Source organism: Collinsella sp. AM34-10 (genome assembly GCF_003469185.1).
In the GTDB taxonomy this organism is placed as follows: Bacteria; Actinomycetota; Coriobacteriia; order Coriobacteriales; family Coriobacteriaceae; genus Collinsella.
Genome location: NZ_QSIL01000002.1, coordinates 229,677 through 255,344, shown reverse-complemented (window position 1 = coordinate 255,344; position 25,668 = coordinate 229,677). Strand labels below are relative to the sequence as shown.

The following is a 25,668-nucleotide window of genomic DNA, read 5'->3' as shown; positions in this document are numbered from 1 at the left end:
TCCTTACTGTCGCGTCTTTCCTATTCGTCTTCTTCGTCAACGTCCGGAGTAAGATCTCCGAGGTAGACGAGCTGCTCTTTGGCTTGGGTGACGACATGCCTCACCACATCGGGAGTAAGCTGTCCGGCGTGGAGCGAGAGCTCGAGGGCCACGGGAAGGTTTACGCCGGTCACTATGAACGCGCCTCGCGGAGCCGAGCAGGCTACGAGCTGGTTTACGCTGCCCTGAAGGATGTCGGTGAGAACGAGGGTCTCGTCATCTTCGGCGATGCCCTCGAATGCGCTGGCGAGCTTCTCCTCGAGCGGGGTTTCGTCTGTAAACGCGCAGACAACCCTGATGTCGTGCCCCGGTCCTATGATGGCCTTGAGCGTGTCTCCGAGTCCGGCTGCCAGGCCGTAGTGCGATGCAATGATGATGTGCCTCATAATGCGTCCTTTGTGGGTTGGTCTAGCCCTAGGCTAGGCAGCAAGAATGCCGAAAGCCGCGCACACCCACGAGATGATGAGGATGCCGAGGACAATCTTGTTGATGCTGACCTTGCGCTTGACGAGGGCGTAGACGATGGCTGTGGCTATTACGGGCAGCATGCCGACCATGATTTGGTCGAGGATGCCCGTCTGGACGTCGAGCGTGACGTCACCCATGGTGAACGTGAGACCACACGAGACCTTGATGACGGTGGGGATGAGCGCACCGACGACCATCATGCCAAGTGCCGACGTCGACTCGGTGAAAACGGACATCTTCTCGGCAAGGGTCGTGAAGAGCTTGTCGCCGAACTTATAGCCTATGCGCCAGTCAAAGAGCTTCCATACGAAGATGGCGATGGCGACGGCGAGCCAGAGAAGCACGCCGACGGGGTTTCCCGCCTGTCCCATGTAGGCGGCGATGGAGCCGAAGATGGTGGGAATGAGGATGGCGAAGATCGTATCGCCGACTCCTGAGAGGGAGCCCATGAGGCCAATCTTAAGGTCTTGGACCGCGTCGATGGCGTCATTGTGCCCCTTGTCCTCCAAGGCTAGGCCGGCGCCGAGGAGCAGGCCGCTTACCTGGGGAGTCGCATTGTAATAGCGATAGGTGCTCAGAAGTGACCTGCGGTAGCCCTCCTCGTCTCCTGCATAGATCTTGCGCAGGGCGGGTTCGGTTGCGAACATGACCGCCGGGGCACACTGGGACTCATAGTTATAGATGGACGCGCCGAGCATCCAGCGGCGGCCGCAACGGTCGAGATCGGAAACGGTGAGGACTGGCTGGTACGTTCCGTCTGCCAGGCGGGTTGGCGCTTCGTTTGCCTTGGTGGCGTTAACTTCGTTACTCATCTTCCAGACCTCCAGCGTCGAGGGCGTTTACGGACGGATTGCTGTGCGACTTGTAGTACTCGATGGCCGCGGCGGCACCGAGCAGGGCAATGGGGAGAATGCTTATCTGCAGGTAGGCGGCCAGAACGAAGCCAACGATGGCGTAGGCGATGAATTTCTTCATTGGCATGAAGGACAGAAGCATCGCAAGGCCGACGACGGGGAGGATACCGGCGGCGATGGAGAGGCCGGTCGTGAACCAGGAGGGCATGACGGAGAGGAAAGCGTTGACGGCATCGGCGCCAAAGAGCAGTACGGCAAACGTGGGGATGGCCGCCGTAAGGCCATAGAAGACCGGACCGAGGAAAAGTACGCTCTTCATCTGCGAGTACTTGCCCTCTTCGGCAAAGCGCTGCGAGGTACGCCCGAGGAAGCCGTTTGCCGTCTTGGCGATGACGTCGAGCTGAAGGCCGAGCATGCCGACTGCGATTCCGGCGGCAACGCCGACGCTCGCCTCCTGACCCGAGGTGATGGCAACGACGGCGCCAATGATGGCGGCAGTGGGATAGTCGGGGACGGAGGCTCCTCCCATGGCCGCCACGCCCAGGCTCATGAGTTGGACGATGGCGCCGACGGCGAGGCCGGTTACGGGGTCGCCGAGCGCAAGTCCGACGAACCATGCTGGCGTGACGGACATGTTCGTGAGAATTTGTCCCGCGTTCTTCTCGGCTCCGTAGATGAAGGCGATGAGTGTAACGACGGCTATCTGGATGATGGATGGTGTCATAAGTTCACTCCCTTGCTAAAGCGTGATGATGCTGGAGAGCTCTACGGGCTTGTCGGCCGGCACATAGCGAACGGTGATGTCGCAGCCGGTGCCAGCAATCGCTCGATATGCGGGCAGCTCGTCTTTGGTGACGTAGGCGCGACTGCTCACCTGGACGGCGTCTGACCCCTCTTCGGGAAAGACTGTGCCTCCGACCACGAGTGTGGGAACAACCTGGCCCGTCTGTATGACGTCGAGGATGGTCTGGGGGTCTCGCGCCACGATGAAGACCGTGTGGTCGTCGTACTTGCCCGCCCGATAGTTCGTGAGAGCCGTCTCCTTGTTGATAATGGAGAGGGCGACTCCCGAGGGCTTTGCCATCCGCATGGCGGCCTTCTTGGTCGGGTCGTTGGCGACGATGTCATCGATGACCATGAGACGCTGCGGACGGAACTCGGGTACCCACTGGGTTGCCACTATGCCGTGTAGCAGGCGGTTGTCGATGCGTGCTGCGATGATGCTCATGTGATGTTGGCTTCCTTCCTTTGCTTGCGTGACGCGTTTCGGCATGGCCTGTGCCGAAGCGCGTCATTCGTCCTGCCGGGCCGCGGACCCGTCGTTCAGCGTGGCCTGCCTGCGCGGGGCATGCCGGGAATTGATGTAGTCGTATGCGTAGGCGATCTCCGTGACGGGGACCTCCACGTGGTAATGGGCGGAAATGTCAGAGAAGCTCGTGCGGAATGCGATCGAGGTAGGCTCTGTGTCTCGGGGATGTTCATGCGGCTGGTCCTCCTTTCGCCACACACCTTACGGGCGGGGTGGTGCGCGGAACGGGTTGGCGCCAGTGTTTCGTCACGGGCGCGTGCACTTCGGCACTCCATGCTACATCTGAGTGGCATATGGCGACTTCTCGACACTCGCGCTCGACACAGCGAGCGGAAATGGCGCTGCCTGCCGAGCGCCTCGCGGGCGCATCCCGACCGCAGAAGTGAGCGCGAAGGCTCGTCGAAGTGCTGGGTGGGGGACCGGCGGTCTGGATACGCGGTTTCGTTCGGCGAAGGCGGCGAGGCGAATGGCATGGCGAACGTACGGGTTTGACGTGAACGGGTTGCCCGTGGCGGCGTGGTATCGGGAGGAGACGGTCGAGCAGGTGCTCGCGCCGCTGCTCACCCGTCTCGCGCGCTCGCATCAGGAGAAGGGGTCGCAGGCCCATCTCGGCAACCCGGTGCGCATACGCTATTGCGACCGGGACGGCCACGTGTCGCGAACGGATATCGTCCGCCAGGTGGACGTCGCGCCGCGAAATGCAGACTCGCCTCAATCGTCGGTAAGGGGTGCCGCGGGCGATACGATGGAATCCACGGACCGCACCGCGCCGCCGAGATTGCGACGCGAACGCAGGCGATGCGCCCGAAAAACTCCTCCGCGCATGTAGGGCGAAACGCCAGATTGGAGCTCCATGAACGATTTCTCCTTCTACTCCCCCACCCGCTTTGTCTTTGGGCGAAAAGCGACCGACAAGGTTGGGGGACTCTGTCCGCCTCCGGCTACCGCTGAGCGCTCATTGTCTACGGCAGGGGTTCCGCAGTTCGCTGCGGAACGCTCGTCCGCGTGAGGGCATCGCTCGATGCCGCGGGCGTGGAGCACATCGGGCTTGGAGGGGTGCGTCCAAACCCCGAAATAGGCTTGGCACGAGAAGGCGTCGAGCTCGCACGGGCAAACGACGCCGACATCATCCTGCCCGTGGGCGGCGGCTCCGTCATGGACTGCGCGAAGGCCATCGCACTGGGGCGGTATACGACGGCGACGTATGGGACTTCTTCCGCAAGCGCGCCGTTCCCGCCGACCGCATCGACGTCGCCTGCGTGGTGACCATCCCCGCATCCGGTTCCGAGGCCTCTAACTCCTGCGTTATCAGCAACGACGAGGAGCACCTCAAATGCAGCATTAACACGGACCTCAACCGCCCGGCCATCGCCTTCCTCGACCCGGAGCTGACCTTCAGCCTGCCCGCCTGCCAGACCGCCGCGGGAGTGACCGACATGATCGCCCATATCATGGAGCGACTCTTCTCCGGCGAGCCCGCCGTGGGCGTAACCGACAACATCGCCTGCGGGCTAGTGCGCGCCGCGAGGGAGGCGGCGCCCAAGGTGATGGAGAACCCCGATGACTACGACGCCCGCGCCGAGATCATGTGGGTGGGTACGCTCGCCCATAACGCCCTGCGCGACGGCGATTGGACCTGCCGCGGCCTTGAGCACGAGCTATCCGCACTGGACACCAAGATCACGCACGGCGCCGGCCTCGCCGTCATCTTCCCCGCCTGGATGCGCTACGTATGGCGAGAGCACCCTGAGCGCTTCCTGGAGTTCAGCGCCCAGGCCCTTGGCATCGAACCCATCGATTCGGACGCGGACGAGCTCGATGTGGAGGTAACCCCCGAGCAGGCAATCGAGTACGCGGTCGAAGCGACCATCGACGAGCTGCAGGATTTCTTCGTCTCGCTGGGAATGCCACGCGCGCTATCGGAGTTCGGAGTCACCGAGGACGATATCGAAAAGATGATTCCGGGCCTCAAGATCAACCGCGGAGAGCTCTTCGGCAGCTTCAGGAAGCTCACGCTGGACAACGCGAGAAAGATTTACCGCAGCGCACTCTAGGAAACAGATGCCAGTCCCCCACGGGCGAGCAGCACGGCGGCCCCCGCAAACCAGAAACGGCGCCGCTCCCGCGACGCCGTCATATTCCCTGGTGCCCCCGGGCGGATTCGAACCGTCGACACCCGCTTTAGGAGAGCGGTGCTCTATCCCCTGAGCTACGGAGGCATGTTGTACTAGTGTAGCAGATTTACCCCTTTGCCATGTAGCGCATGGCCACTCATCGAGAAGGCTCTATAGCGAATAGTTTCCGAGGGCAATCCTCAATATCGGAAAGAATAACCCGGAATAACGCGAAATAATGGGACAAGCTTTCCCAACTGGCCCTCAAAAGGAAAATGCATCCCGGAATGAGAACAAATTCCGGGATGCATTTTCCGCCATCTATCGCCAACGATTAGCTGTCTCTGTGGAAAAGGCTCTTGATGGCAGCGGGGATGCTCTTGGCGCCCTTGGCCGTCACATCGATAAAGTCGGGCGAACGCACGAGCTTATTCTCGTCGACGTACTTGCGGACCGCGCGAAGCGTCTCTTTGTCGTCGCGCGTCGAAAACGTAAAGTGACCGTTGTCCTTGGTGAAGATGGCAAAACGCGTAATCTTCTTGGTGCCGCGCAAAACCTCGGCGGCAATATAGTCGACCTCGTCCCACGGGATTTGAATATAATCCTCGGGATTGCGCTCGTTATAGTACTCAAACGCCTTATTGCCCACCATCACGTTACCGTGGCTGGTAAGCCCCATCAGGCAGGTTGCCGGCGTTGCCAGATCGACCGTGCTGTTCTGAGATTGCGCCATACGCGCCTCGCCCTCCAATAAAAACAATCGGACCGCATCCAGTGTACCCACCGGGTGCGGTCCGTTTCAATGGCTCAAAAGCCCTTACCTAGCAACTCTCGGTCTTAAGCCGAAGCGTGCTTACATGAAGCCGCAGAAGCGACCGATGATGCCGACGGCGAAGAGAGCCAGGATGATGACGATCGGGCTGACCTTCTTCTTGAGGAGCTTGCAGACCAGCAGGGTCAGGCACACGGCGGCAAGGCCGGGGATGAGCTGATCGAGGTTACCCTGGAGCGTGGTGACCTTCATCTGATCAAGGGCGGTAGCACCGACGGAGTTGTACATCGTCAGCGCTTCCTTGATACCCTCGGAACCGGAAGGCAGGCTAGCCCAGTCGATAAAGGCGCCAGCAGACTGCTTGACCGTGGAGACGATCGGGGTGAAGGAAATGGACACCCAGCGCTCGACCAGGGCGCCGATGATGAACATACCCAGGATGGAAGCGCCCTCGGTGACCTTGCCCATCAGACCGCCGGAGAGGTCCTTGGCGATAGAGGAGCCGACCTTGTAGCCAAACTCCTGTGTGTACCACAGGAAAGCGTAACGGATGATGTTCCACGCGAAGAAGAACAGCAACGGACCGACGATGCTGCCGGACATGGCCAGGGAAGCGCCCAGAGCGCCCAGAATCGGGCGAAGGGTGAACCAGAAGACGGGGTCACCGACGCCGGCGAGCGGGCCCATCATACCGACCTTGACGCCCTGGATGGCGACGTCATCGATCGGAGCACCGTTGGCGCGCTCCTCCTCGAGGGCGAGGGTAACGCCAATGACGGGGGCGGAAACATAGGGGTGGGTGTTATAGAACTCCAGGTGGCGCTTAAGCGCGGCAATCTGGTCATCCTTGCTGGTGTAGAGCTTCTTGATCGCAGGGATCATTGCGAAGCACCAGCCGCCGTTCTGCATACGCTCGTAGTTCCACGAGCCCTGAAGGAACTGATGACGGAAGCAAACCTTCTTACGGTCAGCCTTGGTGAGCTGAATCTTGTTCTCTGCCATATGTATCACTCCCCTCCTACTCGTAATCGTTCAGAATGTCGCCGAGCGGGTCGCCGGAGCCACCGCCCGTGCCGCCACCCTGCTTGGCCAGATCCTTAAGGCCAAGGTAGATGAGGGCAAGGGAGATGCCGATGAGGCCAAGGGCGATCAGCGTGAGCTGAGGGATGGCAGCAAGGACAAAGCCGAGGATGAAGAACGGCCAGGTCTCCTTGGTGGCCATCATGTTGATGACCATGGCGTAACCGACGGAAGCGACCATGCCGCCGCCGACGGCCATGCCGCCGGACAGCCAGTCGGGCATAGCGTTAAGCGCGTTGGTAACAGCCTCGGCCGGGATAACACACAGAAGTACTGCCGGGATGGCGATACGAAGGCCCTGCATGAGGATGGCAGCGTACTGCCAGCGCTCGATGCCGGAGAAGTCGCCCTTCTCGGCGCAACCGTCCATGGCGTGAGCGATAGCGGTAGCAATGGTACGGCAGATCATGGTCAGGAACAGACCAGCGACCGACAGCGGGACGGCGACGGCGATGGCCGCGGTAACGGCCTTGGCCGAATCAGTGGCGCCGCCGTTGAGGGCGAGCACCATGATGATCGAAGAAGCGACCGAGGCCAGAGCGGCGTCAGGCGCGACGGCGGCGCCGACGTTAGCCCAGCCAAGGGCCATCATCTGGAGCGAACCGCCCAGGAGGATGCCCTCCTGAAGGTGACCGGTTACGAGACCGATAAGCGTGCATGCCACGAGCGGCTGATGGAACTGGAACTCATCCAGAATGCCTTCCATACCGGCAAGCAACGCGACAATCGCAACAAGCAGAATAGTGATTGCAGACATGTATCGGACCCTCCTTTACTATGCTTGAGCGGCCAGTTCGGCCTTAGCTTTCTTCAACATGGCATCGAGATCCTCGGAGGCATCCGAAGGAACCTTGCGGACCTCGAACTTGACGCCCTTGGCCTTGAGGGCCTCGAGGGTCTTAACGTCGTCATCGCCCATAGCGACGGCGTTGGTGACGACGACCTTGCCCTTGGAGTGAGCCATGGAACCGATGTTGACTTCCTTGATGTCGACGCCGGCCTCGATGGCCTTGAGCAGATCCTGCGGGTTCTCGAAGAGCAGCATGGCCTTGGTGTCACCAAAACGCGTGTCCTTGACGACCTCGGCCATCTTCTTGATAGGCACGACGTTGGCATGGACTCCCGGAGGGGCAGCCTGCTCGATCATGGTCTTGCGGAGCTCGTCGTGAGCAACGCCGTCGGAAACCACGATGATGCGGTTGGGGTTGATCTGCTTGGTCCACGTGGTGGCCACCTGACCATGCAGCAGACGGGTGTCGATACGGACGTGGGCAATCTTGATGTGCCCGTCGCCGATGACCGTTCCCGGAGGGATGGCGCCTGCAGGAGCAGCGGCGGCCGCAGCCGGCTTCTTCTCCTCGGGCTCCAGAGACTCGGGCTTGACGCGCACGCCAGCCTTAGCCTCAGTCACGAGATGTTTTGCGATCGCATGTGCAGTGTTCTTTGCATCAAAGCGCTGCGAATATGCCTCGATGAGCATAGGCAGGTTGACACCGGTGACGATAGCCCAGGAATCATGGCCCTCGATGAGCCCGCTAATCTGGTTGAACGGCGTGCCGCCCCACAGATCAACGAGGAAGAGCACCTGCTCCTGGTCCTCGAAGGAAGCGATTGCTTCCTCGACCTTAGCACGGAAGTCGTCGGGGCCCATGCTCGGCTCGAGCGAGACCACGGCCACAGACGGCTGATCGCCAAAGACCATCGAGCCCGTCTGCTTGATTCCAGCTGCCAAGTCCCCGTGGCTAGCAAGAACAATACTTACCATCACATAACCTCCTTTTTGTCTACGTAATTCCTACACGACATGAAAGGAGTATACCTGTTTGGTTTGTGGAATTATAGCTAAATCCGCAAAAGGTTGGATTATTTGTTTAAACGTCTAAGTTTGTTACAAGTTGGTTACGTTGCTGCTTTTCGACTCATTACCCGCCAAGGCGTCGCTCATCAAGCCACGCATTTTACAGATGCAAGCAGACTGTTCATTAATATCGATTTTAGGCAAGCGCGAATGCGCTTGTACTGCCGCTACATTGTTCAAACAGGTATGACTTGACTATTTGCGCGACTTATGATCTACGAAACCACTCAAAAAAGTTGCGGTGGAATAGTTCTTGTTTAAGAGCCAGAAGGCTGGATTTAGGAACTATTTCACCGCAACTTATAGGGAATCCTAGACGATGTGGAGGGGGTGGGCGGCATCGACGGCGTCGAGGACGTCGGAAGGGCCGTCGGGGGCAGCGTCTGCCGGTTCCTCGTCGGGGGTCTCAATCTGCTTAATCATGACCTCCTGGCCCTGCAGCAGGTATGTCTCGCCGCTGCCGCAATGAGGGCAGGTCTTGCCGTGCTCGACTGTCGCATAGTCGCGGCCGCACGCCTCGCAATGCGTCACGGCCTCGACAGGCTCCACAATAAGCTCCGCGCCCTGCGCGATGGGCTTTTTATCTGCCGCCCAGCGCCAAGCGTCGAGCAGCAAGTCGGGAACGACGCCCGAGACCTCGCCCAGCAGCAGCGTGACGCTCGAAACGCGACTCACGCCATTGGCGCGCGCCACGTTCTCGACATCGCGAATGATGTGGTAAACGATTCCGAGCTCGTGCACTTTTAATTCCTTCCGCCGTTCTAACGAACGGCGGTCGGCTTGACGCTGCGCGAGCCCCAGACGGGCGATCTGCCTTTCAATCGTCGGGCATGGGCAAAAGCCCTATGCCCTCCTCTTTCAAGGCACCTCGCCACGCCTGGGACCCGCTCGCTGTCCAACCGTTCTCTGCGCCGTTCGCTTACTTGTTAGGTTCTTTTACTTCTTCCCGAATTTGATTTTGATGGCGCGCTTGAGCGCGTACTTACCCAGGCTTGGGAGCTTTTGCTCGTATTTGACCATCGTGGAGCACTCGGGGCGATCGCGATCCAGGTGGATGGCATCGAACGCGCACTTGGTGGTGCACAAGCCGCAGCCGATGCACTTGTTGGGGTCGACGATCGAGGCACCGCAGCCCAGGCAGCGGGCGGTCTCGGCGCGCACCTGCTCCTCGGTAAAGGTCTCGACGTACTCGCTAAAGGGTGCAGCCTTCTCGCGCTCGCGGTCGACATGCGCCACCTCGCGGCTCGCGTTGTCGTAGCTCTCGATCACGACATCGTCGCGGTCGAGCGCGGTGTAGTGGCGCTGGTTGCGGCCGATGGTGAGCGTGGATCCCGGCTGCACAAAGCGATGGATGGACACGGCGGCCTCGTGACCGGCGGCGATGGCGTCGATGGCAAAGCTCGGACCGGTGTAGACGTCGCCGCCCACAAAGATGTCGGGCTCAGCGGTCTGATAGGTCTGGGGGTCGGCAAGAGCACCCTGGCCGCGGCCGAGCTCCACCTTGGAGCCAGCCAGCAGGTCGCCCCACACAATGGACTGGCCAATCGACATGACCACGCGGTCGGCATCGACGCGGCGCAGATCGTTCTCGTCGTACTCGGGCGCAAACCGGCCCTCGTCGTCAAAGACACGCGTGCAGCGCTTGAAGGTGATACCGCACACACGACCGGCCTCGTCCAGGTGAACCTCCTTGGGGCCCCAGCCGCAGCTGATGTGAGCGCCGTCCTCAACGGCCTCGCGACGCTCCTCCTCGCTGGCGGGCATCTGGGCCTCGCTCTCCAGGCAGAACATCTCAACGTGCTCGGAACCCAGACGGCAGGCGTTGCGCGCGACGTCGATGGCCACGTTGCCGCCGCCCACCACGATGGTGCGGCCGGGCAGCGCGTCGATCTTGCCACTGTTGACCTCGCGCAAAAAGTCGACGGCCACGGTCACGTCCTCGGCATCCTCGCCCGGAATACCGGCGAAGCGGCCGCCCTGGCAGCCGATGGCAACATAAAAGGCCTTAAAACCCTGCTCGCGCAGCTCGTCGAGCGTCACGTCGCGACCGACCTCCACGCCATAGCGGAACTCGGCGCCCATCAGGCGAATGACCTCGACCTCGGCCTCGATAACATCCTTCTGCAGCTTAAAGCTGGGAATGCCGTAGGTGAGCATACCGCCCGGGCGCTCGTTTTTCTCGAACACGACGGGCTTGTAGCCCTTCTCGGCCAGATAGAAGGCACAGGACAGACCTGCCGGACCGGCACCGATGATGGCGATCTTCTGGTCGAAGCCGCCGGCACGCGTCGGGGTCACCACGGGTGGGACATAGCGGGTCGCGGCATCAAGATCGCGCTGGGCGATGAACTTCTTGACCTCGTCGATAGCCACGGCGGCGTCCACACGGCCGCGGGTGCAGGCATCCTCACAGCGGCGGTTGCACACGCGGCCGCAGATAGCGGGCAGCGGGTTCTCACGCTTGATGAGCGCCAGCGCCTCGTCATAGCGGCCCTGAGCCGCGAGCTTCAAATAGCCCTGAACGGCGACATGCGCGGGGCAGGCCGTCTTGCAGGGCGCGGTGCCGGACTCATGCGTCTCGATGCGGTTGTCGTTGCGGTAGTTGGGCGACCACTTGGTGTGGTCCCACTTGGTGGCGTCGGGCAGCTCCTGGCGCGGATACTCGGGCACCTGTCCGCCGGCCTTTTTGCTGCAGAGCTTCTGGCCCAGCTTGGCGGCGCCGGCCGGACACACCTCAACGCAGCGACCGCAGGCCACGCACTTGTCCTTCTCGACCTTGGCGACATAGGCCGAGCGCGACAGGTTGGGCGTGTTGAACAGCTGAGAGGTGCGCAGGGCATAGCACACGTTGACGTTGCAGTTGCAGATGGCGAAGATCTTGTTCTCACCGTCGATATTGGTGATCTGGTGCACAAAGCCGTTGTCCTCGGCCTGGCGCAGGATGTCGTAAACCTCCTCGCGCGTCACATAGTGGCCGCGGTCGGTCTCAACCACGTAGTCGGCCATATCGCCCACGGCGATGCACCAGTCGGCGGGGTCGTCGGCGCAGCCCTCGCCCATCACGCGACGGCTCGCGCGGCAGCTGCAGGTGCTGGCGGCATATTTGCCATCGTATTTGTCGAGCCAATGCTCGATATGCTCGATCGGCACCGAGGTGCTCGCGGCGTCAATGGCCTTCTCGACCGGAATGACGTGCATGCCGATGCCGGCACCTCCGGGCGGCACCATCGGCGTGGCCTTGGACAGCGGTCCCTTGGACGCCTGCTCAAAGAACTTGGCATAGACCGGGTGCTCTTCGAGCTGGCCCACGCGCATGTTGAGGAACTCGGCGGAACCCGGTACCAACATGGGCAGCACCCACTGCTTGGCGCGCTCGGGATTTTCCCAGTTGTACTCGAGCAGACCCGTGTAGCTCATGTCGTCGAGCATCTTCTCGATCTGGGCCTCAGGCATGCCGGTGAGCTTGACCATCTCGGGCAGCGTATAGGGACGGCGCATCTTCATCTTGCAGAGCACTTCGGCCTGCTCGTCGGTTGCGGCCTCGGCAAACGACCAGTACTCGTAGCCCAGCAGCTCGTCGCGATGCAGCAGACGGTTAGTGCAGTGCTCGCACAGCTTGACGATTGCCTCGCGCGGATGCTCCGGCAGCGGCGGCACGAACTCCGAACCGATGTCGGGCTCGGTGTAACTAATTCCCGGTCCGTTGAGAATCATGGTTGTCCCTTCTCTTGCCGCAGTCCGGCGAGACCGCGGCGCCCCTCTTTTTTTGCAGGTCGGGCATGCCCCTATACCGTTCACCCGCCATTGTTGACATTGTGTCAAAAATAGTATTGACGAACCGTCAACAATATTCAAGACTGTTAGGCGAACGGTCAGGCTCAAACGGATGAAAGGCGGCAAGCGCATGAGCAGTAACGCAGCGAACACCTCTGTGGCCGACGCCGTCCCCGCGCCCGACAGCGCGGCAAAGCGCTTGACGGGCGACGAACGCCGTCGAGAGATTCTCGCCGCCGTGCGCGCCGTGAGCTCCGAGCTGGGCGTGTCGCATCTTTCGGTATCGGCCGTGACCAAGCGTGCCGGCTGTACGCGCTCGTTGTTCTACCACTACTTCGCCGATATGGACGCCGCCGTCACTGCCGTCATGGACGAGGCAATCGACGGTTTTATCTCCGAGCTCGAGCAGTGGAACGCCAGCCGCACGGTCGGCGACATCGAAGGCGCACTCGACACCGTCGCCCCGCTCTTTAAGCACCTGGTCGTGAGCGGCCACGAGCTGCCGAGCACGCTCACCTCGAGCAGCGGCGCGCTCTACGGCGGCTTTTTGCACAACGTGGTCCAGCGCGTGGCGCAGTATATCTGCGACACCACCGTGGTGGATTTTGTCGCCCATCATGAGCTACGCATCGACCATGTCTACGAGACGTTCTACACCCTCATCATGGGGTTGTTGATGTATATCCGCACGCACCCCGATGTGCCCGACGAGACGGTCAAGGAAATCATCGCCTCGACACTCCACATCGAGGGCTATACCGCCAAGTATCCGGAGCGCAAGCCCCAGGACTGACGACATTTGGCCAAACTGCCCGCGATCGGAAGAGGGGCCGCGGGCGTGTGAAAGGAGAGCAGCATGCTGTTCGATGTTTGGGGTAGCGATACCCTTATCCACTGGGCCGGCTGGGCCATGGTCTTTATTGGCCTGATCGTGCTCAACGAGGTCGGCCGCCGCACTAAGCTGGGCGCGGCAATCATCTTTGGCGTGGCCCCGCTGGCCATGACCATCTACTGCGTCGCCATCGCCATCGGCGTTTCGCAAGGTGCCGAGTGGGCACTCACCAACCCCACCCATGTGTACCAGAACAGCTGGTTCCACTACGCCAAGGTATACGCGGCGCTGGCCGGTTGCTGGGGCTTCATTGCCATTAAGTACCAGTGGGGCAAGATCGGCAAGGCGCATTGGTTCCGCGCATGGCCGTTTGTGATCGTCGCCATCAACATCATGATCGCCGTCGTGTCCGACTTTGAGAGCGCCTATCACTTCTTTGTCCTGGGCCAGTCCACTTGGGTCACCTCCGAAGGTGCTACGCAGCTGGCCGGCTGGAACAACGTGTTCAACGGCATCGCCGGTCTCATCAACATCTTCTGCATGACCGGTTGGTGGAGCGTCTACGCCTCCGAGGATCAGACCGACATGCTGTGGCCCGACATGACCTGGGTCTACATCATCGCCTACGATATCTGGAACTTCTGCTACACCTACAACTGCCTGCCCACCCACTCCTGGTTCTGCGGCTTTGCGCTGCTGCTGGCGCCCACCGTCGCCGCCTTTATCTGGAACAAGGGTGGATGGATCCAGAACCGCGCCTTTACGCTGGCCATTTGGTGCATGTTTGCCCAGGTGTTCCCGTATTTCCAGGAGGAGTCCATCTTTGTGACCCACTCCACGCTGGACCCCGGTGCCGCCACCGCAGTCTCGATCGCCGCACTGGTCGCCAACGTCGCCGCGATCATCTACATCGCCTACCGCGCCAAGAAGCTCGGCCGCAATCCCTACAAGCAGGATGTCTTTGAGGGCACCAGCGACTGGGAGAAGGCCACCGCTCGCCGCGCCAAGGTTGATTACGCGCACGCTGAGTAACGCGCCTGACGCAAACATCGCTTGAGTACGAAGCCGCATAACCGGCTCCGCGCAACTCAACGCATTGCAGGGCCCCCGGAATGTGATTCGTTCACGTTCCGGGGGCTTTTTGCTGCCGCGAGGATGCGGCTAAACGATGCACTCGGGTTAAATCGGATCTTATATTTCGCATGCGCTTTATATGGCTCCATTTTTGGGTACAGTGTTGTCCCGATATTGAGCTTGGGGGATATATGAAAGATGAGACGATGGGCCAAGAGGATGCGGCCCAAGATGCAGAAGCGTGTGCCGAGGCCCTGGAGAGCCTTGACCAGATTGCACTGGCCGAGATTGCGTTTGACGATTCGAGCGTTGATGTGCGAGATGAGCCGGAAATCGAAGCGCAGCCCGATGATCAGGATGCAAAAGACGATGGCGCCGCGCCCACCGAAGACGAGGCGGGGCACGAGGAATCCGAATGCGAGGCCGACGACCAGCCCGAATCCGACACGAGCGAGGAAACCATCTTGCTCGACAGCTTGCCCGCCGAAGATTCGCTGACCCGCGAGCTCCCTGGCTTAGGCTCTGCGCCTGCCGTAGACGAGACCATCGCCATGGGCGATATTCCCCTGCCGTCCGTTCCCTCGGCACGCGAGGCCGAGGTTCGCCATCGCAAGATGTCGCCCAGGCGACGCAACCTGATGGTGGCAGGCGTTGTTGCCATCGCGCTCGTCGCCGGCGGCGCGGGCTATGCGGCTTGGAACGGATACCAGCAAGAGCGGGCCGCCGTGGTTGCCGCAAACGCCCATACCATGATGTCGGTGCAAATTGGCGTACATGCCGCGGGGCTCGACTGCTCCACCGGCTCAAAGATCCCCGTGCAGGTGAGTGGCCAGGACTCCGACGGCTCTTCTGTGAGCGAAACGCTCTACGTTGACGAGCACGGTCGCGGCATTAAGCTGCTGCCCGGCGATTACACGCTCTCCATTGCTGGATCCCCCATCGCGGAAGACGGCACCATCTACACCGTCCCGACCACCAAGGCGCAGGTCACCATTAAGAGCGATGGGCAGGATCTGCGCGCTCAAGCCACCTTTAAGCTCAAGGTACCTTCGGCCGACACGGTGACTGACGACCAGATCGATGCCGCCGCCAAGTATGCCGAGGAAGGGGGCGCAAGCTCTGCCGCCGCGGCAAAGATACTCCAGCAGGCGGCAATTACGCGCCGCGATGCCGCCGCCAACGCCGTAAGCGCAAGCGAGGCTCAGTCCGCCCGCGATGCCGACGCTCGGCACAAGGCGACGAACCTGTATCAGCTCGATATTCCGGTTGAGTGGTATGGCAAGGTCGCAACCTGGCAAAACGGCAGCACGCTGTGCATTTATCTGGACAGCGACACCAACACACCGCTCGTGACGCTTGTCGCAGTGCGCGACGGCGATACCTTTACCCCCGATGACGGCGATACGGTTTTGGGCACGGTCAGCCTGGGCAACGGCTACACCGTCTACGCCAGCGGCCCTGTCTATCCGTACGTGATTCCGCAAACCATCAACGGGCGCACGCAGAACCCCGTGTCGACCTACCCCATGGACACGGCGATTGAGCTTGTCGAGCTCACGACCGGCAACCGCTACACATACAGCCAGATCAAAAACGACCTGGTCGGTAAAGACGGCAAGGCAGACACCGCGACCAAACTCGAGACCGACTACCTCGCCCAGATTCTCCTGCCGAGCATCAAGGCCCAGGACTAGCCAGCCCGAAGACAGCCGCCCGACATCCACATCCCTAACGCAGTTGCGGTGGAATAGGGACGGTTTTTGCTGATCAAACTGCAAAACAGTCCCTATTTCACCGCAACTTATTGGCGGCCTTTTGGGTGGCACTCAGCGCCACGGGTCGGCTTCGAACATCGGCTCGCGCTCGGGGCGGCGATCGCTGTAGGGATCGTAGCCGTCGTCGTCCTCGTTCTCGGCGCGGATGTAGGGGTCGCGCGGCTTGGGCGCCGGTTTAGGCGCAGGCTTGGGTGCGGCGGGCACTGCCTCAGCCGCCGGTGCGTTCGTCTTGTTCTCGTCTTTCATCTGCATAGCTCCTTGCATCGCATCCGTTCAACATCATCGATTGTCGCACGAAAAAGGGCGGCGGACCCAATTGGATCCGCCGCCCTTGGCGTTTAGAGACGACTGGCAGGTTTTAAGGCATCTCCCAAAAATCTACTCGGCGTCGGGGACCTCGTAGGTGGCCGCCGGCGTATTGTCGCACACGACGGTAAAGCCGCCGTCCTTGTCGACATCGACCGTCACCTGATCGCCCTCGCGCACCGTGCCGTCGATGATAGCGGCGGCGATGGCATCCACGACCTCGCGCTGGACCAGACGCTTGAGCGGACGGGCGCCAAAGACCGGGTCCAGGCCGCCCACGGCGAGCATCTGCTTGGCCGCCGGGGTGATGGCAAGCGTCATGCGCTCCTTGGCCAGACGCGCGCGGACGTCGGCGAGCTGGATGTCGACGATCTTCTCGATCTGCGCCATGCCGAGCGGATGGAACACCACGATATCGTCGATACGGTTGAGGAACTCGGGGCGGAAGGTCTGAGCCATGGCCGCGTCGACCTGATGGCGCATCTCCTCCTCGTCCTTGCCCGAAAGCTCGGCGATAGCCTTGGAGCCCACGTTGCTCGTCATGATGATAATCGTGTTCTTGAAGGACACCTGGCGACCCTGACCGTCGGTCAGACGGCCGTCGTCAAGCACCTGCAGCAGCACGTTGAAGACATCTGGATGGGCCTTCTCCATCTCGTCAAGCAAGATCACGGAGTACGGACGACGGCGCACGGCTTCGGTGAGCTGTCCGCCCTCGTCGTAGCCCACGTATCCCGGAGGCGCACCGATCAGACGCTGGACGCTGAACTTCTCCATGTACTCGGACATGTCGATACGCACGAGCGCACGCTCGTCATCGAACAGGCACTCGGCAAGCGCCTTGGCGAGCTCGGTCTTACCCACGCCGGTAGGACCCAGGAAGAAGAAGCTTCCGATGGGCTTGTCCGGATCGGAGAGGCCCGCACGGCTGCGGCGCACAGCTGCGGCGACGGCGGAGACGGCCTCGTCCTGGCCGATGACGCGCTTATGCAGCTCGCCCTCCAGGCCCTTCAGCTTGTCGAGCTCGCCCTGCATCATCTTGGAGACGGGCACGCCGGTCCAGGCGCTCACGACCTCGGCGATCTCATCAGAGGTCACCTGTTCGTTGAGACCCTCGCCGTCCTGCTGCTTTTGCGCCTCGAGCGCAGCCTCGGAATCCTGAATCTGCTGCTGCAGACCAGGAATCACGGAGTAGCGCAGCTCGGACGCACGACCCAGATCGCCGTTGCGCGTCGCGCGCTCCTCTTCGCTCCTGGCCTCGTCGAGCTGTCCCTTGAGCTCTTGCACGTGGTCGATGGCGTTCTTTTGGTTGAGCCAGCCGGCCTTTTGCACGTTGAGCTTTTCCTGGACCTCGGCAATCTCTTGGCGCAGGGCCTCCAGACGCTCCTTGGAGGCGTCGTCGGTCTCCTTCATGAGCGCCTGCTCCTCGATCTGCAGCTGGGTGAGCTGACGCGTGGTGGCGTCGATCTCGACCGGCATGCTGTCGAGCTCCATGCGCAGGCGGCTTGCGGCCTCATCGACCAGGTCGATGGCCTTGTCGGGCAGGAAGCGGTCGGCGATGTAGCGATCGGAGAGGTCGGCGGCGGCCACGAGTGCACTATCGGTGATATGCACGCCGTGGAAGATCTCGTACTTCTCCTTGAGGCCACGCAGAATCGAGATGGTGTCCTCGACGGTAGGCTCGCTCACCATAACGGTCTGGAAACGACGGGCGAGCGCCGCGTCCTTCTCGATGTACTTGCGGTATTCGTCGAGCGTGGTCGCGCCGATCGCATGCAGGTCGCCACGGGCGAGCGCCGGCTTGAGGATGTTGCCGGCGTCCATGGAGCCCTCGGTGGCACCCGCGCCCACGATGGTGTGGAGCTCATCGATGAACAGGATGACCTTGCCCTCGGACTTCTGTACCTCCTTGAGCACGGCCTTCAAGCGGTCCTCGAACTCACCGCGGTACTTGGCGCCGGCGACCAGCGCGCTCATGTCGAGCTCGATGAGGTCGCGGTCGCGCAGCGTACTCGGCACGTCGCCGGCCACGATACGCTGGGCGATGCCCTCGACGATAGCTGTTTTACCGACGCCCGGCTCACCGATGAGCACGGGGTTGTTCTTGGTGCGGCGGGACAGGACCTGAATGGTACGACGGATCTCGTTGGTACGGCCGATGACCGGGTCGAGCTTACCGGCGCGGGCAAGATCGCAGATATTGCGTCCGTACTGCTCCAGCGCCTCAAACTGGGTCTTGTCCTCGGCAGACGTCACGCGGTCATCGCCGCGCAGTTCCTCGTAGACCTGCTCGATGCGCTCCTTGGTGACGCCGGCGTCGCGAAGAACGCGGCCGGCCTCGCCCTTGTCCTCGGCAAGCGCCATCAGCAGATGCTCGGTCACCACAAAGCTGTCGCCCATCTTGGTGGCCTTCTTCTCGGCCTTCTCGATGACGCGGACGAGCTCGTTGGACAGGCCCATCTGCTGGCCCTCGCCCGAAACCTTGGGCGCGTGGTCGATGGCATCCTGCGTGGAGCGTGCAAGCTGGGCCGGATCGGCACCGATGCGCTCGATGATCACGGAGATATTGCGCTCGCCGGCACCGAGCAGGGCAGACAGCAGGTGAATCGGCTCCACCGCGCCGGCCTGCGCATCGGCAGCCGTGCTCATGGCGGTCTGCAACGCCTCGCGCGACGTCATTGCTAGCTTATCGATTCTCATGGAATCACCTCTCTTGGGGTGGCCGCCCTACGGGGCGGCTTCACGTTGTTCGAGAAGTATTGTTGCCAGCTTTGTACGATCTTATACATAAATCTAAGTCTCTATATATAAGATTTTATGAGTGATTAAGAGATAGGGGGCAGGCACGCTCACCCGCTGCGGCCTCGTCCCCTCACTATCTCAATCTGTAACATCTATCGACCGTTTCCGGCTCCAGATGTTACAGATCGAGACGAATTATTCAGCGGCGCCCGTTTGTCTCAATCTGTAACATCTAATCGGCAAATTAGGGTCTAACTGTTACAGATCGAGACGAACAGAAAACACCCGGATCAAAAATCTAAATCTGTAACACCAGGCCCACTTTTAGCGGCCAAGATGTTACAGATCGAGACAGACCGAAAACCACCACAAAGAGGACAGGCACCTTTGTGGTGGTCGCGGTCTCTACTCCTTCGCCGAACCCGTACTTCCCGATTCGACGGTCCAGGGCATCTCATCCTCGAACAGCCATGTACGGGCAGACCCACTATCGCGTGCAGTCTGCGAGTCAGGCAAGCAGGTCTGTTTATAGGCATCTTGGATACACTGACCCATAAAATCGTTGAGCTCGGTCTGGTCGCCCTCCATGACATAGGCGACATCGCCGTCCATGATGTAGATGCCCGGACCCTCATTGCCCTCGTAGCCTGGATCGTACGAGACATCACATAACTTTGCGCCGTTTGCAGTGTCCAGTTCGATGGAAGAGTGGCATCCGCCAACCATGTCGTTCGCTTTTGCCCGATAGGACGCATATCCGTACCAACGCTTAAATGTTTTGCCCTTGAGTAGCTCGGACGCCCTATCGATCAGGCTTGTATCCGTGGTATAGCGCATGGCCCCAAGCTGAATACGCGGATAATTGCTAATACCCAGCACAGCCGGCTGCTCATCAAAATCAACGGTAATGGTCTCGGGCTTGTCGTCGCCGGTCAGAAGTTCGACAGATTGAGTCACAGGCTTGACCACCGGCTCCGTCACCGCAGCAGGTAGAAATGCCATACCGACAGCGCCCGCGCCAACCACAGCGATCGCAAGCGCCAAGACAATCAATCCAATACGGCCAGGACAGCTCACGGCAAAACACCTCACAATGCAAACCCGCGCCATTTGCACTAATGATACCGCCAGCTAACACTATTACCAAAAGAAGCCGCGCGCTCCTCACCACCACAAAGGGGACAGGCACCTTTGTGATGGTTCTCGGTTTCGACGGCCAGCTGTCACACGTTATGAGATTAAAATTGAATTGTTAGCTGAGATTATTCATTTGTCATCGAGCTTGCCTGCTCTTTGTCTCGAGGAGCGCATATGAAGCCGCCTCATTCCACCGGTCGCAACGTCATCGCCATTCTCGCCGTACCCATCGTGATGCTCTTCCTTATCGTCATCACGCCCTTTTCCCTTGGCATCGCCTCGCCCTTCGATTTACGCGGAATGGTCGACGCCGGCTCGCGTGCCACCTCGCTTTCCTTTATCTGTCGCGGCGTGTTTTACGAAGATGGAATTCCCACCGGAATTTGGCGGTCAAAGTTGCCACTGCTCGGTCAGATCGACGGACGGCCTCCTTATTTCTGCCTTGAACCTCAGGCGATGAATTATTTGATCGACGACCAGCCCCTCGATTCCATCACCCTCGCCTACGACTATGCTCCAAACACCGACGAGCGCCACATGAACCAAGTCCTCGACAAGCTACTTGGACAGTGCGGGCTCACCGACGAGGCCGGTCGAACCGTCAATAATGACCCGAAGCTGATGCAAACAGAACTCCGTCGCATCGGAGAAATCAGGGGACGAGGTAGGGCTGCCTACTGGCAGGCCTGGGCGATGCGCAACAAGAGCGAATTTGGACACAGCACCTATATGGTCACCGTCTACACCAGAGACGGAATCAAGGACAATGTTGACGATTTCGCGTCATCCAAACTCGGCATCCCCAAAACAACCAAACCCGCCAGCCCGGATGAAATCCTGTAGGAACGCTCATTAGAATGTCGTTCAACGAGCACGGCAACATCGAGCTCGCCCCCCACCGCCACAAAGGGGACAGGCACCTTTGTGGTGATCTTCGGCCCCGGCGTTCACCATCTCAATCTGTAACATCTAGCGGCCGTTTTTGGGTCCAGATGTTACAGATCGAGATGAATTGTTCAGCGGTGCCCGTTTATCTAAATCTGTAACAACTGCTCGGCAAATAAGGGTCTACCTGTTACAGAACGAGACAAACAAAAACCACCACAAAGGTGCCTGTCCCCTTTGTGGCGGTTTTCGACAAAAAGAAGCCGCCCCATTAACAGAGGCGGCATCAAGCAGGTCTATTTATTAGCGTCCCTCAAGACCCAACGAGAACGCAGAAATGTAGCCCGGGGCTTACCCTTTCCCGAACGCGACCCTCGCGAAGCGCGTGAGCGGGCGGGAAAGGGTAAGCCCCGGGCGGACAATTAAGTGCGTTACTCGGCAGCGGCCTTGAACTTGTTGTAGTTGATCAGGCAGCCGGCCTTGACGATGGCACGCTCCTCTGCCGTCATATCGGCAATGTAAAGCTCAATCTGCTCGACCGCGCCGTCGGCACGCACCACGTAGGCGGCGATGTCCTTTAGGTCGCCGTCGAGCGCGGCGCGGACACCCGGCACAAAGACGTAGTCGCCCACCTCAAAGTTGGGCTCGGCCTCCATCTGGAAGGGCACCATGCCCCAGTTCATCACGTTGGAGCGATAGCGCTTGGTGGCGTACTCGTGAACGATATTGGCCAGACCGCCGATTACGCGCTGGCAGCTCGCGGCCTGCTCACGAGCAGAACCGTCACCGGGCTTCTTGGCATAGAGCATGGAGCCGTACTCGGTCGCCTTGGCGTCGGCAGCGACACCCGCGCCGGCCAGTGCCTCAAACACGCCGGCAAGCTCGGCATCGAGCGCCGCCAGGTCGCCTGCTGGCTCGCCAGCAACGCGGCGCTTCTCCACGGCGTCGACCTCCTTGGAACGACCCACGTAGGCCGGGTCGCGACGGCTGAGCGTAAACTCGGCCAGACCCAACGGGTTGGAGCGGAAGGAGCTCGTCTCGCCCGAGGGAATGAGCTCGTCAGTCGTGGTGACCGGGTCCATGATTTTGGAGCACACCTTGAGCAGGATGTCATCGCCGAGGGGCTCCATCGCGGGCCACGGCTTGATGTTGGGACCCTCGACCAGCTCGTCGGCAGGCTCCGCCTTGCCAAAGCCCCAGTACACGCGCTTTTTGTACGGCGCGTCGTCAAAGGTGTACTCGCAGGCCTCGTCCCAAGTCTCCTCGGGCAGGTCGGTCGCCGGCGTCAGGACGCCGCCGTTGGCAGCCGTCGCCGCAATGGAGCGGGCATCCATCAGGGCCACGGCGCTCAGCTGGCCATTACCCGGCTTGGAACCCTCGCGGTTGGGGAAATTGCGCGTGGTGTGGCGGATGGACAGGCCGTTGTTGGCAGGCGTGTCACCGGCACCAAAGCACGGGCCGCAGAACGCCGTGCGCACGATCGCGCCGGCCTCCATAAGGTCGTAGATATAGCCGCGGCGTGTAAGCTCGAGCGCCACGGGCTGGCTTGTGGGATAGACCGACAGCGAGAACTCGCCGCAGCCGGTGTTAGCGCCCTTGAGCACGCGGGCAGCCTGGACCACGGAGTCGTAGTTGCCGCCCGAGCAGCCGGCAATAACGCCCTGCTGCACGTGCAGCTTGCCGTCGACGATCTTGTCGAGCAGGCTAAAGTGCGTCTTGCCTTCGCCGATCTTGGCAGCCTCGAGCTCCACCTCGTGCAGGATGTCCTCGAGATTCTCGTTGAGCTCGTCAATCTCGAAGCCGTTGGAAGGATGGAACGGCAGCGCGATCATGGGCTTGACGCTCGACAGATCGACCTCGACGCAGCCGTCGTAGTAGGCAACATCGGCGGGCTTGAGCTCGCGGTAGTCGTCGCCGCGGCCGTGCATGGTCAAAAACGCGTGTGTGTCCTCGTCGGTAGCCCAGATGCTCGACAGGCAGGTGGTCTCGGTGGTCATGACATCGACGCCGTTGCGGTAGTCAGTCGTCATACTCGCGATGCCGGGGCCCACAAACTCCATGACCTTGTTCTTAACGTAGCCCTTGGCAAAGACGGCGCGGATGATGGCGAGCGCCACATCGTGCGGGCCGACGCCGGGGCGCGGGGCGCCCGTGAGGTAGATGGCGACGACGCCGGGATAGGCAACGTCGTAGGTGTCGCGCAGCAGCTGCTTTGCCAGCTCGCCTCCGCCCTCGCCCACGGCCATGGTGCCCAGGGCGCCATAGCGGGTGTGCGAGTCGGAACCCAGGATCATCTTGCCGCAACCGGCGAAGTTCTCACGCATAAAGGAGTGGATGACGGCGATGTGCGGCGGAACGAAGATGCCGCCGTACTTCTTGGCCGCGGAAAGGCCAAAGACGTGGTCGTCCTCGTTGATGGTGCCGCCCACGGCGCACAGCGAGTTATGGCAGTTGGTGAGCACGTAAGGCAGCGGGAACTGCTCCATGCCCGAGGCACGCGCCGTCTGGATGATGCCGACAAAGGTGATGTCATGGCTCGCCATGGCATCGAAGCGAATCTTGAGCGCCTCGGGATCTCCGGACGTATTGTGTGCCTGGAGGATCGAATACGCGATAGTGCCACGCTTGGCATCCTCGGGCGTCTGCGTAATACCGCGCTCGGCGGCCTCGGCCGCAGGCACAACCTCGCTGCCGTCGCGCAGGTAGATGCCGTCCTCGTACAGCTTGACCATACTGTCTCCCACTCTGCCCAAAAGATTTGGGCGCATAGCATACATTCGTTCAATATCGTGCCATAGAACGGTTGCGAGTGGGTTACGAATCTGCACGTTCACTTTATCTCGGTAAAGTAAAGGACGAGCCCAGTGTGGGCCGGAAGATTTGGTGCAAGAGCGTCCCTTTCGACTAGTCATTTAAGAACGTCCCCAATGACTACCCATAACAACGCCGATGTTTTGGCGCGGACAGCGAAAGCCCACCAGAGCGAGCAAGGTGCCTTGAAACAAGGCGGCATTGATCTTCTGATCATGCCGCCGAAGTTGAAAGGCAGATTGCCGCTCTGGCGGGCTTGCAGCGTCGACCGGTCCGCCGTTCGTTAGAACGGCGGAACCAAAGGCGCAGCGTCGAGCCGTTACGCCGTTCGGCAGAACGGCGTAACCTACAGATCCCCGCCGGCGCCCAGCAGCTTGCGCATGACCTGTTCGGGGTTGACTGAGCCGTCGCGCGGGGCCAGGGCGGTAATCTTCTTCTGCATCTTGTACTCGTGCAGCTCGTCCTCGAGCTGGCGCACGCGGGCGCGGAGCTTCTCGTTTTCGCGCTCACGCTCCTCGGCACGCTCCTTCATATCGAGAATACGCACCACGCCGGCAAGGTTGATGCCCTCGTCGGTCAGCTGGTTAATGAGCTCCAGGCGCTCGATATCGGCACGCGAATACAGACGCGTGTTGCCGCCCGAGCGCTGGGGATTCACCAGGCCCTTGGACTCGTAGACGCGCAGAGTCTGCGGATGCATGCCGGTCAGCTCGGCCGCCACGCTGATCATGTACAGCGGTTTGTTCCTATTGTCCTCGGCCATGCTACCTGACCCCTTTCCGTCTCGTTATCGTCCATCATAAGCCCGCGGGCGTGGGCGTGTGCCACGACCGCCCTAGTACGTCGCCTTGTAACGGTTGACCTTCTCGCGGTAGTCGCGCGTGTCGGCCTCGCGCAGCTTGGTCATGGCATCGCGCTCGTCGTCGGACAGGTTCGTGGGGACCTGTACCTTGATCTCGACGAGCAGCGCGCCCGTACGGCCACGGTGCTTAACGTCGGGCGCGCCCATCTCCTTAAAGCGGAACTTCTTGCCTGTCTGGGTACCCGCGGGCACCTTCAGACGAACCGTCGCACCGCCGGGCGTCGGCACGTCCACCGTACAGCCGAGCGCCGCCTCGTAGACCGAGACCGGTACCTCCATGGTCACGTCGGCGCCCTTGCGCTTAAACAGCGGGTGCTCCTCCACGTGCGTGGTCACGACCAGGTCGCCGCGCTCGCCACCCGCAACGCCATACTCGCCGCGACGCTTGTAGCGCAGCTTGCCGCCGTCGACCGCGCCCGCAGGCACCGAGACCGTAATGGTCTGCTGCTCGCCTGTCGAGGGAATGCGATAGGTGACCTTGTGCGTCACGCCGCGGAACGCGTCCTCGGCCGAAACATCGACGGTCAGCGACAGGTCGCCGCCCTTGCGAGCACGGCTGCGGCCCGCGCCGGCACCGGCAGCGCCCGCAGCCCCGGCAAAGCCCGAGCCCCAATCGCTGCCCCAAGCGCCGTTGCCGCTAAAGATGCTGTCGAAGATATCGCCCCAGCCGCTGGCGCCCGCGCCGGCACCGTAGCCGCCGCCATACGCGCCGCCCGCGCCCGGCATGCCGCCAAACATGAGCATCTGGTCGTACTCTTTGCGCTTCTTCTCGTCCGAAAGCGTCTCGTAGGCCTCGCTGATCTCCTTAAACTTGGCCTCGTCGCCGCCGGCATCGGGGTGATATTTTTGCGCGAGCTTGCGAAACGCACTCTTAATCTCTTTGTCGGAGGCGCTCTTGGATACGCCCAGGATGTCATAGAAGGTTTTGCCTGCAGCCATCGTAGCTCCTCTCCTGTTATATCCGCCGCCCCTGCGG

Annotated in this window: 24 protein-coding genes and 1 tRNA gene; 8 read left to right on the top strand and 17 right to left on the bottom strand. The window is 61.1% G+C overall.

What is annotated here, in order from left to right:
* Window positions 1-20: 20 nt before the first annotated feature.
* Genes DW823_RS03215 through DW823_RS03200 form a run of 4 tightly spaced genes read right to left on the bottom strand, consistent with a single transcriptional unit; the run spans window position 21 to window position 2,589 of the window.
* A complete protein-coding gene (locus DW823_RS03215; RefSeq protein WP_118080241.1) occupies window positions 21-425 on the bottom strand; it encodes a PTS sugar transporter subunit IIA in 405 nt (134 codons plus the stop codon).
* 33 nt (window positions 426-458) lie between these two features.
* The gene (locus tag DW823_RS03210; RefSeq protein ID WP_118080239.1) at window positions 459-1,319 is read right to left on the bottom strand and encodes a PTS system mannose/fructose/sorbose family transporter subunit IID; all 861 of its coding nucleotides are present in this window, start codon (window positions 1,317-1,319) and stop codon (window positions 459-461) included.
* Window positions 1,312-2,085, bottom strand: coding sequence for a PTS sugar transporter subunit IIC (locus tag DW823_RS03205; protein ID WP_118080237.1), 774 nt, complete (start codon window positions 2,083-2,085; stop codon window positions 1,312-1,314). Before DW823_RS03205 ends, DW823_RS03210 begins: the two co-directional genes overlap by 8 nt.
* Window positions 2,086-2,100: 15 nt before the next feature.
* The gene (locus DW823_RS03200; protein WP_118080235.1) at window positions 2,101-2,589 is read right to left on the bottom strand and encodes a PTS sugar transporter subunit IIB; all 489 of its coding nucleotides are present in this window, start codon (window positions 2,587-2,589) and stop codon (window positions 2,101-2,103) included.
* A 589-nt stretch (window positions 2,590-3,178) separates the two neighbouring features.
* Between DW823_RS03200 and DW823_RS09660 the strand changes: the two genes are divergently transcribed.
* The 3 genes from DW823_RS09660 (at window position 3,179) to DW823_RS03195 (ending at window position 4,724) form a co-directional block, all read left to right on the top strand.
* Window positions 3,179-3,499, top strand: coding sequence for a hypothetical protein (locus DW823_RS09660; RefSeq protein ID WP_233542971.1), 321 nt, complete (start codon window positions 3,179-3,181; stop codon window positions 3,497-3,499).
* 176 nt (window positions 3,500-3,675) lie between these two features.
* Window positions 3,676-3,936 carry an iron-containing alcohol dehydrogenase gene (locus DW823_RS10030; RefSeq protein WP_308196324.1) on the top strand — a complete coding sequence of 87 codons (261 nt, stop codon included), beginning with the start codon at window positions 3,676-3,678 and terminating at the stop codon, window positions 3,934-3,936.
* The gene (locus DW823_RS03195) at window positions 3,831-4,724 is read left to right on the top strand and encodes an iron-containing alcohol dehydrogenase (RefSeq protein ID WP_306667647.1); all 894 of its coding nucleotides are present in this window, start codon (window positions 3,831-3,833) and stop codon (window positions 4,722-4,724) included. Before DW823_RS10030 ends, DW823_RS03195 begins: the two co-directional genes overlap by 106 nt.
* 89 nt (window positions 4,725-4,813) lie before the next feature.
* Here DW823_RS03195 and DW823_RS03190 read toward each other — a convergent pair.
* From DW823_RS03190 to DW823_RS03160, 7 genes are all read right to left on the bottom strand, one after another.
* Window positions 4,814-4,889 (bottom strand) — tRNA-Arg (locus DW823_RS03190).
* 229 nt (window positions 4,890-5,118) lie between these two features.
* Window positions 5,119-5,517: a DUF956 family protein gene (locus DW823_RS03185; RefSeq protein WP_118080233.1), complete on the bottom strand. Its 399-nt coding sequence runs from the start codon at window positions 5,515-5,517 to the stop codon at window positions 5,119-5,121.
* A gap of 120 nt (window positions 5,518-5,637) precedes the next feature.
* The gene (locus tag DW823_RS03180) at window positions 5,638-6,558 is read right to left on the bottom strand and encodes a PTS system mannose/fructose/sorbose family transporter subunit IID (RefSeq protein ID WP_035136639.1); all 921 of its coding nucleotides are present in this window, start codon (window positions 6,556-6,558) and stop codon (window positions 5,638-5,640) included.
* A 16-nt stretch (window positions 6,559-6,574) separates the two neighbouring features.
* Complete coding sequence (locus DW823_RS03175; RefSeq protein ID WP_035136637.1) at window positions 6,575-7,393, bottom strand: PTS mannose/fructose/sorbose transporter subunit IIC; 819 nt, start codon at window positions 7,391-7,393, stop codon at window positions 6,575-6,577.
* A gap of 18 nt (window positions 7,394-7,411) precedes the next feature.
* Window positions 7,412-8,401, bottom strand: coding sequence for a PTS sugar transporter subunit IIB (locus DW823_RS03170; RefSeq protein WP_055250789.1), 990 nt, complete (start codon window positions 8,399-8,401; stop codon window positions 7,412-7,414).
* Between the two features lie 405 nt (window positions 8,402-8,806).
* The gene (locus DW823_RS03165) at window positions 8,807-9,235 is read right to left on the bottom strand and encodes a hydrogenase maturation nickel metallochaperone HypA (protein ID WP_055250791.1); all 429 of its coding nucleotides are present in this window, start codon (window positions 9,233-9,235) and stop codon (window positions 8,807-8,809) included.
* 195 nt (window positions 9,236-9,430) lie between these two features.
* Complete coding sequence (locus tag DW823_RS03160; RefSeq protein ID WP_199574330.1) at window positions 9,431-12,208, bottom strand: FAD-dependent oxidoreductase; 2,778 nt, start codon at window positions 12,206-12,208, stop codon at window positions 9,431-9,433.
* 190 nt (window positions 12,209-12,398) lie between these two features.
* Between DW823_RS03160 and DW823_RS03155 the strand changes: the two genes are divergently transcribed.
* The 3 genes from DW823_RS03155 to DW823_RS03145 all read left to right on the top strand — a co-directional run bounded on the left by DW823_RS03155 (window position 12,399) and on the right by DW823_RS03145 (window position 15,868).
* The gene (locus DW823_RS03155) at window positions 12,399-13,061 is read left to right on the top strand and encodes a TetR/AcrR family transcriptional regulator (protein ID WP_118080319.1); all 663 of its coding nucleotides are present in this window, start codon (window positions 12,399-12,401) and stop codon (window positions 13,059-13,061) included.
* Between the two features lie 63 nt (window positions 13,062-13,124).
* Window positions 13,125-14,132 carry a DUF5692 family protein gene (locus DW823_RS03150; RefSeq protein ID WP_118080231.1) on the top strand — a complete coding sequence of 336 codons (1,008 nt, stop codon included), beginning with the start codon at window positions 13,125-13,127 and terminating at the stop codon, window positions 14,130-14,132.
* A gap of 233 nt (window positions 14,133-14,365) precedes the next feature.
* Window positions 14,366-15,868: a hypothetical protein gene (locus DW823_RS03145; protein ID WP_118080228.1), complete on the top strand. Its 1,503-nt coding sequence runs from the start codon at window positions 14,366-14,368 to the stop codon at window positions 15,866-15,868.
* A gap of 132 nt (window positions 15,869-16,000) precedes the next feature.
* On the opposite strand, the gene DW823_RS03140 is transcribed toward DW823_RS03145, so the two are convergent.
* The 3 genes from DW823_RS03140 to DW823_RS03130 all read right to left on the bottom strand — a co-directional run bounded on the left by DW823_RS03140 (window position 16,001) and on the right by DW823_RS03130 (window position 20,074).
* Window positions 16,001-16,195 (bottom strand): hypothetical protein, encoded by a 195-nt coding sequence (locus DW823_RS03140; RefSeq protein ID WP_233542970.1) that lies wholly within the window; start codon window positions 16,193-16,195, stop codon window positions 16,001-16,003.
* A gap of 132 nt (window positions 16,196-16,327) precedes the next feature.
* A complete protein-coding gene (clpB, locus tag DW823_RS03135; protein ID WP_118080223.1) occupies window positions 16,328-18,955 on the bottom strand; it encodes an ATP-dependent chaperone ClpB in 2,628 nt (875 codons plus the stop codon).
* 447 nt (window positions 18,956-19,402) lie between these two features.
* Complete coding sequence (locus tag DW823_RS03130; protein WP_147350641.1) at window positions 19,403-20,074, bottom strand: hypothetical protein; 672 nt, start codon at window positions 20,072-20,074, stop codon at window positions 19,403-19,405.
* Window positions 20,075-20,308: 234 nt separating this feature from the next.
* Here DW823_RS03130 and DW823_RS03125 point away from each other — a divergent pair, with 234 nt between their 5' ends.
* Window positions 20,309-20,977 carry a hypothetical protein gene (locus tag DW823_RS03125; RefSeq protein ID WP_118080218.1) on the top strand — a complete coding sequence of 223 codons (669 nt, stop codon included), beginning with the start codon at window positions 20,309-20,311 and terminating at the stop codon, window positions 20,975-20,977.
* Between the two features lie 473 nt (window positions 20,978-21,450).
* Here DW823_RS03125 and DW823_RS03120 read toward each other — a convergent pair whose 3' ends face one another.
* On the bottom strand, window positions 21,451-23,751 hold the full coding sequence (locus DW823_RS03120; protein ID WP_118080215.1) for a hydratase: 2,301 nt from the start codon (window positions 23,749-23,751) through the stop codon (window positions 21,451-21,453).
* Between the two features lie 195 nt (window positions 23,752-23,946).
* On the opposite strand from DW823_RS03120, the gene DW823_RS09765 reads away from it, so the two are divergent.
* On the top strand, window positions 23,947-24,117 hold the full coding sequence (locus DW823_RS09765; RefSeq protein WP_158567253.1) for a hypothetical protein: 171 nt from the start codon (window positions 23,947-23,949) through the stop codon (window positions 24,115-24,117).
* A gap of 59 nt (window positions 24,118-24,176) precedes the next feature.
* Here the strand turns inward: DW823_RS09765 and DW823_RS03115 are convergent, their stop codons facing one another.
* Both DW823_RS03115 and DW823_RS03110 read right to left on the bottom strand, forming a co-directional pair.
* Complete coding sequence (locus DW823_RS03115; protein WP_006235210.1) at window positions 24,177-24,593, bottom strand: heat shock protein transcriptional repressor HspR; 417 nt, start codon at window positions 24,591-24,593, stop codon at window positions 24,177-24,179.
* Between the two features lie 72 nt (window positions 24,594-24,665).
* Entirely contained in the window at window positions 24,666-25,631 is a 966-nt protein-coding gene (locus DW823_RS03110; protein WP_006235211.1) for a DnaJ C-terminal domain-containing protein, read from the bottom strand.
* Between the last annotated feature and the right edge of the window lie 37 nt (window positions 25,632-25,668).

Coding starts and splice junctions, on each gene's coding strand:
- DW823_RS03150 (WP_118080231.1), top strand. CDS start 13,125: ATGCTGTTCGATGTTTGGGGTAGCGATACCCTTATCCACTGGGCCGGC.
- DW823_RS03115 (WP_006235210.1), bottom strand. CDS start 24,593: ATGGCCGAGGACAATAGGAACAAACCGCTGTACATGATCAGCGTGGCG.
- DW823_RS03140 (WP_233542970.1), bottom strand. CDS start 16,195: ATGAAAGACGAGAACAAGACGAACGCACCGGCGGCTGAGGCAGTGCCC.
- DW823_RS03155 (WP_118080319.1), top strand. CDS start 12,399: ATGAGCAGTAACGCAGCGAACACCTCTGTGGCCGACGCCGTCCCCGCG.
- DW823_RS03175 (WP_035136637.1), bottom strand. CDS start 7,393: ATGTCTGCAATCACTATTCTGCTTGTTGCGATTGTCGCGTTGCTTGCC.
- DW823_RS03180 (WP_035136639.1), bottom strand. CDS start 6,558: ATGGCAGAGAACAAGATTCAGCTCACCAAGGCTGACCGTAAGAAGGTT.
- DW823_RS03145 (WP_118080228.1), top strand. CDS start 14,366: ATGAAAGATGAGACGATGGGCCAAGAGGATGCGGCCCAAGATGCAGAA.
- clpB (WP_118080223.1), bottom strand. CDS start 18,955: ATGAGAATCGATAAGCTAGCAATGACGTCGCGCGAGGCGTTGCAGACC.
- DW823_RS03185 (WP_118080233.1), bottom strand. CDS start 5,517: ATGGCGCAATCTCAGAACAGCACGGTCGATCTGGCAACGCCGGCAACC.
- DW823_RS03210 (WP_118080239.1), bottom strand. CDS start 1,319: ATGAGTAACGAAGTTAACGCCACCAAGGCAAACGAAGCGCCAACCCGC.
- DW823_RS03110 (WP_006235211.1), bottom strand. CDS start 25,631: ATGGCTGCAGGCAAAACCTTCTATGACATCCTGGGCGTATCCAAGAGC.
- DW823_RS03125 (WP_118080218.1), top strand. CDS start 20,309: ATGAAGCCGCCTCATTCCACCGGTCGCAACGTCATCGCCATTCTCGCC.
- DW823_RS03160 (WP_199574330.1), bottom strand. CDS start 12,208: ATGATTCTCAACGGACCGGGAATTAGTTACACCGAGCCCGACATCGGT.
- DW823_RS03200 (WP_118080235.1), bottom strand. CDS start 2,589: ATGAGCATCATCGCAGCACGCATCGACAACCGCCTGCTACACGGCATA.
- DW823_RS09765 (WP_158567253.1), top strand. CDS start 23,947: ATGACTACCCATAACAACGCCGATGTTTTGGCGCGGACAGCGAAAGCC.
- DW823_RS03120 (WP_118080215.1), bottom strand. CDS start 23,751: ATGGTCAAGCTGTACGAGGACGGCATCTACCTGCGCGACGGCAGCGAG.
- DW823_RS03170 (WP_055250789.1), bottom strand. CDS start 8,401: ATGGTAAGTATTGTTCTTGCTAGCCACGGGGACTTGGCAGCTGGAATC.
- DW823_RS03215 (WP_118080241.1), bottom strand. CDS start 425: ATGAGGCACATCATCATTGCATCGCACTACGGCCTGGCAGCCGGACTC.
- DW823_RS03205 (WP_118080237.1), bottom strand. CDS start 2,085: ATGACACCATCCATCATCCAGATAGCCGTCGTTACACTCATCGCCTTC.